The organism is Diaphorobacter sp. C33 (assembly GCF_030503915.1).
In the GTDB taxonomy this organism is placed as follows: Bacteria; Pseudomonadota; Gammaproteobacteria; order Burkholderiales; family Burkholderiaceae_C; genus Diaphorobacter; species Diaphorobacter nitroreducens.
Window position 1 is genome coordinate 2530858 of record NZ_CP129980.1, and the last position, 9143, is coordinate 2540000.

The following is a 9143-nucleotide window of genomic DNA, read 5'->3' on the forward strand; positions in this document are numbered from 1 at the left end:
CAGGGGCGCCCATGGCTGGCGGGTCAGACCAGTTCGATGGCCATGGCCGTGCCTTCGCCGCCGCCGATGCACAGCGTGGCCAGGCCCTTCTTCTTGCCATGGCGCTGCAGCGCGTGGATCAATGTCACGATGATGCGCGCGCCGCTGGCGCCGATGGGGTGGCCCAGAGCGCAAGCGCCGCCATGCACGTTGACCTTGTCGTGCGGCACGTTCAGCTCGGCCATCAGCGCCATGGGCACGACGGCGAAGGCCTCGTTCACCTCCCACAGGTCCACGTCCTGCACCGTCCAGCCGGCCTTCTTCAGGGCCTTCTGGGTTGCACCCACGGGTGCGGTGGTGAACCACTCGGGCGCTTGCGAATGCGTAGCGTGCGCCACGATCTTGGCCAGGGGCTTGCAGCCCAGTTGCTGGGCGGTGGACTGGCGCATCAGCACCAGGGCGGCGGCGCCGTCGTTGATGCTGGAGCTGGAGGCGGCGGTGATGGTGCCGTCCTTCTTGAACGCGGGCTTGAGGCCGGCGATCTTGTCCAGCTTGGCCTTGGCCGGGCCTTCGTCGATGCTCACCGTCACATCGCCCTTGCGGGTCTTGACCGTGACGGGTGTGATCTCGGTGGCGAAGGCGCCGCTTTGCGTCGCCTGCTGCGCGCGCTTGACGCTTTCGATGGCAAAGGCGTCCTGCTGCTCGCGCGTGAAGCTGTACTTGGCGGCGCAGTCCTCACCGAAGGTGCCCATGGAGCGGCCGGCCTCGTAGGCGTCTTCCAGGCCATCGAGCATCATGTGGTCGTACACCTTGTCATGGCCCATGCGGTAGCCGCCGCGCCCTTTCTTGAGCAGGTAGGGGGCGTTGGTCATGCTCTCCATGCCGCCGGAGACCATCACGTCGCGGCTGCCGGCGATCAGCTGGTCATGGGCCAGGATGGTGGCCTCCATGCCCGCGCCGCACATCTTGGACAGCGTCACCGCGCCGGTGCTCTGCGGCAACCCACCCTTGAAGCCTGCCTGGCGCGCAGGCGCCTGGCCCTGGCCGGCCATCAAACAGTTGCCGAACAGCACCTCGTCCACCTTCTCGGGGGCAATGCCGGCACGCTCGACGGCGGCCTTGATGGCAGCGCCGCCCAAGTCATGCGCCGCGAGGTCGGCAAAGTCGCTCATGAAAGCGCCCATGGGCGTGCGCGCGGCGCTGACGATGACGACGGGGTCGTGGTGTTGGCTCATGTGGAATCTCCTTGGGTTTGAAATGAAGAAGAGCTTGCGCAGCGAAAGCGCCGCGCGCTGTCATAGGGAAACACGTCGTACACGTGGCCGGCCTGGATGCGTTCCTTGTGCGACTGCCAGAACTCCACGTCCAGCAGGTCGGCGTGGTGGCGCATGAACGCCTCGCGCACGGCGTCGTTACCCAGCAGGAACGGGCCGAAGGTCTCGGGGAACACATCGTGCGGCCCCACGGGCCACCAGACCTCGCCAGACACTTCATCCTCCTCGCAACGCGGCGGCGGCACGCGGCGGAAGTTGCAGTCGGTGAGGTACTCGATCTCGTCATAGTCGTAGAACACGACCTTGCCATTGCGGGTGATGCCGAAGTTCTTCCAGAGCATGTCGCCGGGGAAGATGTTGGCGGCGACCATGTCCTTGATGGCGTTGCCGTACTCGGTGACGGCATGCTCCAGCGCGCTGCGTGCCTCGGGCTTGTCGAGCCCGGTATCGAAGCATTCCTGCAGGTGGATATTCAGCGGGATCATGCGCCGCTCGATGTACAGGTGCGCAATGATGACCTCCTGGCGGCCATCGCCGTCGCGGTCGCTGATCTCCATCTGGCTCGGCGCATGCCTGCGGATCTCCTCGATGAGTTCGTCGGAAAAACGCTCGCGGGGAAAGGCAACCAGGCTGTATTCCAGCGTGTCGGCCATCCGCCCCACGCGGTCGTGCTGCTTGACCAGCAGGTACTTGCCCTGCACCTGTTCACGCGTGGTGTCCTTCGGTGCTGGGAACTGATCCTTGATGAGCTTGAAGACGTAAGGAAAGCTCGGCAGGTCGAACACCAGCATCACCATGCCCTTGATGCCGGGGGCGATGCGGAATTTGTCGGTGGAATAACGCAGGTGGTGCAGGAAATCGCGGTAGAACAGCGTTTTGCCCTGCTTGGCCAAGCCCAGCGCGGTGTAGAGCTCGGCACGGGGCTTGCGCGGCATGAGGCTGCGCAAGAACTGCACGTAGGCACTGGGGATCTCCATGTCCACCATGAAGTAGGCCCGCGCAAAGGAGAACAGCATCTGCAGGTCGTTCTCGCCGAACAGCACGGCGTCGATCAGCAGGCGACCATCCTCACCATGCAGGATGGGCAACGCAAACGGCAGTTCGTTATAGCCGTTGATGACCTTGCCGACCAGGTACGCGCCCTTGTTGCGAAAGAACAGGCTGGACAGCACCTGGACCTGAAAGTTGGTGCGCAGCTTGACCGCGCCCAGGCGCTGCTGCAGGGCCTGCACCACGTGGCCCGCATCGCGCGGCAGGTCCTCAAAGTCCCGCTGCAGGGCGCAGTGCTCGACGATGCGCACAACGGTCTCGTGCAGGTTGTCGCGCGACGGGTAGTAGGCGCGATAGGTGGGCCGCGCCCCGGGGTCGTCGCTTTCGATGTACTCCGTGCTCACCGCGGGTCGCACGAAGATGAAGTCGTTATGGAAGTGCGTGCGGTGCAGGATCTTGGTGGTGACCGAATTGAAGAAGGTCTCGGCCAGCTCGGGCTGCAGGTGGTTCACCATGAGCCCGATGTAGTGCAGCTTGATCTGGTGCCACACCTCCATGGACTGGTCGCCCGCGTGGAACTCCTTGTCGAGGCGGCGCACGCACTCCTTGACGCGCAGATCGTAGAACTCGATGCGCTCGCGCTGGGCGCGTTGCTGGCCATGCCAGTCGGCGGTCTCGAAGCGGTGCTTGGCGCGCGCAGACTCGGCGCGAAACAGGCGGTAGTGGCGGTTGAAGCCATCCATCATCGCCTTGGCGATGTCGTAGGCCTGCGGGGCATCGAGTCGCTCGGGAAACATGCCGTGCCTGCAGAACCGCGCGCAGTGCGGTGCGCCCTATTGGCGCACGCGGCTGGCCACCAGGGCCACCGCCTGGCGGTGCGCCTCGCCGAGCCCCGCCACGTCAGGTACAGACATCTGCAGATTGGTGATCAAGCCGTTGTTCAGGCTGTAGCACCATCCGTGCAACTGCACCTTCTGGCCACGCGCCCAGGCATCCTGCATCACCGTGGAGTGGGCGATGTTCATCACCTGCTCGATCGCGTTGAGTTCGCACAGCGCGTCGTGGCGCCATTGCACGTCCATGCCTTCAAGCAGGGCGGCGTGCTTGTCGCGCACGTCCTTCACATGGCGGATCCAGTTATCCGCCAAACCAATGCGTGCGTCCTGCAGCGCCGCCAATACACCACCGCAGCCGTAGTGCCCCACGACCATCAGGTGCTCGACCTTGAGCTGGTCGACCGCGTACTGGATGGTCGACAGGCAGTTGAGGTCGGTGGGCACGACCACGTTGGCGATGTTACGGTGGACGAACACCTCGCCCGGCTCCAGCCCCGTGATCTGGTTGGCCGGTACGCGGCTGTCGGAGCAACCGATCCACATGTAGCGCGGTTTCTGCTGCGCCAACAAGCCGGTGAAGAAACCCGGCCGGTCACGCTCCATCCGTTCCGCCCACTCGCGGTTGTGGGCAAACAGCTCGTCGATGGAGGCGGTGGTCATAAAGGCAATCCTTTTCTTCTTGCTGTGAATGAATGAGCGGCGTCGGCGCGGGCCATCAGCAGGTTTCGGCAAACAGCTCCCGGCCGATCAGCATGCGGCGGATCTCGCTGGTACCGGCGCCGATTTCGTAGAGTTTCGCATCCCGCCACAGGCGACCTAGCGGGTATTCGTTGATATAGCCGTTGCCACCGTAGATCTGCACACCTTCGCCGGCCATCCAAGTGGCTTTCTCGGCGCACCAGAGGATGACGCTGGCGCAATCCTTGCGCACCTGGCGCACGTGGTCGGAACCCAGCATGTCCAGGTTCTTGGCCACCGTGTAGGCGAACGAGCGGCCCGCCTGGAGCACGGTGTACATGTCGGCCACCTTGCCCTGGATGAGCTGGAACTCGCCAATGCTCTGGCCGAACTGCTTGCGGTCGTGGATGTAGGGCACCACGTTGTCCATCACGCTCTGCATGATGCCCAGCGGCCCACCCGTCAGTACGGCGCGCTCGTAGTCCAGGCCGCTCATCAGCACCTTGGCACCGTTGTTCACGCCGCCCAGCACGTTCTCAGCCGGTACCTCGACGTTCTGGAACACCAGTTCCCCCGTATGACTGCCGCGCATGCCGAGTTTGTCGAGCTTCTGCGCAATGCTGAAGCCTTGCATGCCTTTTTCGATAAGGAAGGCGGTCACGCCGCGCGCACCCAGTTCAGGCTCGGTCTTGGCGTACACCACCAGCGTGTCGGCATCCGGACCATTGGTGATCCACATCTTGCAACCGTTGAGCAGGTAGTAGCCGCCCTTGTCCTCCGCACGCAGCTTCATGCTGATCACGTCGGAGCCGGCACCGGGCTCGCTCATGGCGAGGGCGCCAACGTGCTCCCCGCTGATCAGCTTGGGCAGGTATTTCTTACGCTGTGCTTCGTTGCCATTGCGGTTGATCTGGTTCACGCACAGGTTGCTGTGCGCGCCGTAGCTCAAACCCACCGATGCGCTGGCGCGAGAAATTTCCTCCATGGCCACCATGTGCGCGAGGTAGCCCATGTCGGCACCACCGTATTGCTCCGGCACGGTAATACCCAACACGCCCAGATCACCGAACTTGCGCCACAGGTCCATGGGAAACTGGTCGTTGCGATCGATCTCGGCAGCGCGAGGCGCAATCTCGGCTTGCGCGAATTCGCGCACCGCGTCGCGCAGGGCGTCAATGTCTTCGCCCAACTGAAAGTTCAGGCCTGGCAACTGGGTGGCGGTGCTCATGGGTGTCTCCTCGGAAGATGATCTCTCACGGGTCGTTGGCTCGATGTCCCCACTGCGATACGTCCAAGACGACGACGCTACAGGCCGGACAAAGCCAGGACGCGCAAATATGACGTTTACGTAAACGTCAATTATCCACGACTTTGGGCGTTGGGGCCTCAATTTTTTGAAGCAGTTCTTGAGCCTCGCGCTCATGCTCCCGCACCTCGTCCAGATTGGCTTGCAGGTCCATCATCTGGGACTCCAACTGCCTACGATGAATCGCAAGAACCTCTAGGAACTTGCGCAGTTGCACCCCCGTGTCACGAGGGCTGTCGTAGAGGTCGATGATTTCTTTGGCTTCGGTAAGCGATAGACCCAGGCGCTTTGCCCGCAGTGTCAATTTGAGCCGTGTGCGATCGCGTGCGCTGTAAATCCGATTCCGCCCCCCTGGACCTGCCCGTTCCGGACGCAGCAAGCCCATGTCCTCGTAGAACCGCATGGCGCGAGTCGTGAGATCGAATTCTTTGGCAAGGTCACTGATGGTGTAAGTAGCCATGCATTGCAGACCGGGAGATCTGCTCCAATGTAGCGTATTAGTTGACGTGAACGTCAATGCTACAGCAGATACATCCCCGTCAACACATCAAGCAGATGTAGATCTACGGCAACTGGGAGTTGTTGAATGCTGTGTGCCGGCCGATGTTGATTGACCGCTCAAGCCCAAAGCAAAACGCCCTCCCACTGTTGTAGTGGGAGGGCGGTTTGGGCTGTAAGAGCCTGACGATGACCTACTTTCACACGGGAACCCGCACTATCATCGGCGCGAAGTCGTTTCACTGTCCTGTTCGGGATGGGAAGGAGTGGGACCAACTTGCTATGGTCATCAGGCATAAAGGGTTGCTGAGCAGTGAGGACTGCACAGCGAATTCATAGAGTCTGTGAATCAGCGTGGATTTGATTGCGTACTTGGCATAACAGTCTTGAGCTGCGATTGGCAGTCAAAGTTATAGGGTCAAGCCGCACGGGCAATTAGTACTGGTTAGCTTAATGCATTGCTGCACTTCCACACCCAGCCTATCAACGTCGTGGTCTACAACGACCCTTCAGGGGGCTCAAGGCCCCGGCAGATCTCATCTTGAAACGAGTTTCCCGCTTAGATGCTTTCAGCGGTTATCTCTTCCACACTTAGCTACTCGGCAATGCCACTGGCGTGACAACCGATACACCAGAGGTGTGTCCACTCCGGTCCTCTCGTACTAGGAGCAGGCTTCCTCAAATCTGCAGCGCCCACGGAAGATAGGGACCAAACTGTCTCACGACGTTTTAAACCCAGCTCACGTACCTCTTTAAATGGCGAACAGCCATACCCTTGGGACCGACTACAGCCCCAGGATGAGATGAGCCGACATCGAGGTGCCAAACACCGCCGTCGATATGAACTCTTGGGCGGTATCAGCCTGTTATCCCCAGAGTACCTTTTATCCGTTGAGCGATGGCCCTTCCATACAGAACCACCGGATCACTATGTCCTGCTTTCGCATCTGCTCGACTTGTCAGTCTCGCAGTTAAGCACGCTTATGCCATTGCACTATCGTCACGATGTCCGACCGTAACTAGCGTACCTTCGAACTCCTCCGTTACGCTTTGGGAGGAGACCGCCCCAGTCAAACTGCCTACCATGCACTGTCCCCGATCCAGCTAATGGACCTAGGTTAGAACCTCAAACGCACCAGGGTGGTATTTCAACGTTGGCTCCATGAGATCTAGCGACCTCACTTCAAAGCCTCCCACCTATCCTACACAGATCCGTTCAAAGTCCAATACAAAGCTACAGTAAAGGTTCATGGGGTCTTTCCGTCTTTCCGCGGGGAGATTGCATCATCACAAACATTTCAACTTCGCTGAGTCTCAGGAGGAGACAGTGTGGCCATCGTTACGCCATTCGTGCAGGTCGGAACTTACCCGACAAGGAATTTCGCTACCTTAGGACCGTTATAGTTACGGCCGCCGTTTACTGGGACTTCAATCAAGAGCTTGCACCCCATCATTTAATCTTCCAGCACCGGGCAGGCGTCACACCCTATACGTCCACTTTCGTGTTTGCAGAGTGCTGTGTTTTTATTAAACAGTCGCAGCCACCGATTTTTTGCAACCGCTTTGGGCTCCCTTTGTACAAGTTCACCTACTTGCGGCATACCTTCTCCCGAAGTTACGGTATCAATTTGCCGAGTTCCTTCTCCTGAGTTCTCTCAAGCGCCTTAGAATACTCATCTCGCGCACCAGTGTCGGTTTGCGGTACGGTCGTCAATAGCTGAAGCTTAGTGGCTTTTCCTGGAAGCAGGGTATCACTCACTTCGTCTGCAAGCAGACTCGTTATCACCCCTCATCTAAGCCCGGCGGATTTGCCTACCAGGCACGACTACAGGCTTGAACCAACATATCCAACAGTTGGCTGAGCTAACCTTCTCCGTCCCCACATCGCACTATTGATCGGTACAGGAATATTGACCTGTTTCCCATCAGCTACGCATCTCTGCCTCGCCTTAGGGGCCGACTCACCCTACGCCGATGAACGTTGCGTAGGAAACCTTGCGCTTACGGCGAGCGGGCTTTTCACCCGCTTTAACGCTACTCATGTCAGCATTCGCACTTCTGATACCTCCAGCATCCGTTACCAGACACCTTCACAGGCTTACAGAACGCTCTCCTACCACGTGCAATAAATTGCACATCCGCAGCTTCGGTAACTGGCTTAGCCCCGTTACATCTTCCGCGCAGGACGACTCGATCAGTGAGCTATTACGCTTTCTTTAAATGATGGCTGCTTCTAAGCCAACATCCTGACTGTTTTAGCCTTCCCACTTCGTTTCCCACTTAGCCAATTTTAGGGACCTTAGCTGGCGGTCTGGGTTGTTTCCCTCTTGAGTCCGGACGTTAGCACCCGGTGCTCTGTCTCCCAAGCTGTACTCTGCAGTATTCGGAGTTTGCCTTGGTTTGGTAAGTCGCCATGACCCCCTAGCCAAAACAGTGCTCTACCCCCGCAGGTAATACTTGAGGCACTACCTAAATAGTTTTCGGAGAGAACCAGCTATTTCCAAGTTTGTTTAGCCTTTCACCCCTATCCACAGCTCATCCGCTAGTTTTGCAACACTAGTCGGTTCGGACCTCCAGTACCTGTTACGGCACCTTCATCCTGGCCATGGATAGATCACTTGGTTTCGGGTCTACACCCAGCGACTGAACGCCCTGTTCGGACTCGATTTCTCTACGCCTCCCCTATTCGGTTAAGCTCGCCACTGAATGTAAGTCGCTGACCCATTATACAAAAGGTACGCCGTCACCCCTAAGGGCTCCGACTTTTTGTAAGCATGCGGTTTCAGGATCTATTTCACTCCCCTCCCGGGGTTCTTTTCGCCTTTCCCTCACGGTACTGGTTCACTATCGGTCGATGATGAGTATTTAGCCTTGGAGGATGGTCCCCCCATGTTCAGACAGGGTTTCTCGTGCCCCGCCCTACTTTTCTCTAGCTCAGTACCACACGTCTGTTTTCGCATACGGGGCTATCACCCACTATGGCCGGCCTTTCCATGCCGCTTTGCTAACAGTCGTGCTATCACTAGAAGGCTCCTCCGATTTCGCTCGCCACTACTTTCGGAATCTCGGTTGATGTCTTTTCCTCGAGCTACTGAGATGTTTCAGTTCACCCGGTTCGCCTCGCTGACCTATGTATTCAGTCAGCGATACCCTTGCGGGTAGGTTTCCCCATTCAGAAATCTCCGGATCAAAGCTTATTTGCCAGCTCCCCGAAGCTTATCGCAGGCTATCACGTCTTTCGTCGCCTATCATCGCCAAGGCATCCACCACATGCTCTTAGTCACTTGACCCTATAACTTTGACTTCTTTTGCAAGAAATCGCCATTTCGAGTTCAAAGACTTGCGAGGTCTTTCACCTCGCGCGTTATGCCGTAATGTGAATGTTTCTTCGGTTGCGTCTTTCAACGCAGCCTAGAGAACGATTCGTCATTACTTGAACAAAATTGCTTTCGTTCGTTTTGACGCAATCAAATTTAGGTTGCTAGCGGCACGGTGCACTTTTCAGTGCTTTCCGCTAGCAACGCTGATTCGACTCTATGAATTTTTAAAGAACAGCCGATTGATCGAACTATCTCGATCAAC

General features: G+C 58.4%; 5 protein-coding genes and 2 rRNA genes. All 7 read right to left on the reverse strand.

Annotated features, from left to right (window positions below):
* Nucleotides 1-23 precede the first annotated feature (23 nt).
* Complete coding sequence (locus QY917_RS11930; protein WP_103738677.1) at nucleotides 24-1214, reverse strand: acetyl-CoA C-acyltransferase; 1191 nt, start codon at nucleotides 1212-1214, stop codon at nucleotides 24-26.
* Nucleotides 1211-3040, reverse strand: coding sequence for a bifunctional isocitrate dehydrogenase kinase/phosphatase (gene aceK, locus QY917_RS11935; RefSeq protein ID WP_123676851.1), 1830 nt, complete (start codon nucleotides 3038-3040; stop codon nucleotides 1211-1213). Before aceK ends, QY917_RS11930 begins: the two co-directional genes overlap by 4 nt.
* A 36-nt stretch (nucleotides 3041-3076) precedes the next feature.
* Entirely contained in the window at nucleotides 3077-3739 is a 663-nt protein-coding gene (can, locus tag QY917_RS11940; RefSeq protein WP_015914330.1) for a carbonate dehydratase, read from the reverse strand.
* Between the two features lie 55 nt (nucleotides 3740-3794).
* Entirely contained in the window at nucleotides 3795-4985 is a 1191-nt protein-coding gene (locus QY917_RS11945) for an isovaleryl-CoA dehydrogenase (protein WP_015914331.1), read from the reverse strand.
* Nucleotides 4986-5112: 127 nt separating this feature from the next.
* Nucleotides 5113-5523, reverse strand: coding sequence for a MerR family DNA-binding transcriptional regulator (locus QY917_RS11950; protein ID WP_123676852.1), 411 nt, complete (start codon nucleotides 5521-5523; stop codon nucleotides 5113-5115).
* A 219-nt stretch (nucleotides 5524-5742) separates the two neighbouring features.
* A 5S ribosomal RNA gene (rrf, locus tag QY917_RS11955) occupies nucleotides 5743-5855 on the reverse strand.
* 120 nt (nucleotides 5856-5975) lie between these two features.
* Nucleotides 5976-8851, reverse strand: a 23S ribosomal RNA gene (locus tag QY917_RS11960).
* Between the last annotated feature and the right edge of the window lie 292 nt (nucleotides 8852-9143).

Bases quoted from the DNA above. Each gene is read 5' to 3' on its own strand.
- QY917_RS11930 (WP_103738677.1), bottom strand. From the start codon at position 1,214: ATGAGCCAACACCACGACCCCGTCGTCATCGTCAGCGCCGCGCGCACG.
- QY917_RS11950 (WP_123676852.1), bottom strand. From the start codon at position 5,523: ATGGCTACTTACACCATCAGTGACCTTGCCAAAGAATTCGATCTCACG.
- aceK (WP_123676851.1), bottom strand. From the start codon at position 3,040: ATGTTTCCCGAGCGACTCGATGCCCCGCAGGCCTACGACATCGCCAAG.
- can (WP_015914330.1), bottom strand. From the start codon at position 3,739: ATGACCACCGCCTCCATCGACGAGCTGTTTGCCCACAACCGCGAGTGG.
- QY917_RS11945 (WP_015914331.1), bottom strand. From the start codon at position 4,985: ATGAGCACCGCCACCCAGTTGCCAGGCCTGAACTTTCAGTTGGGCGAA.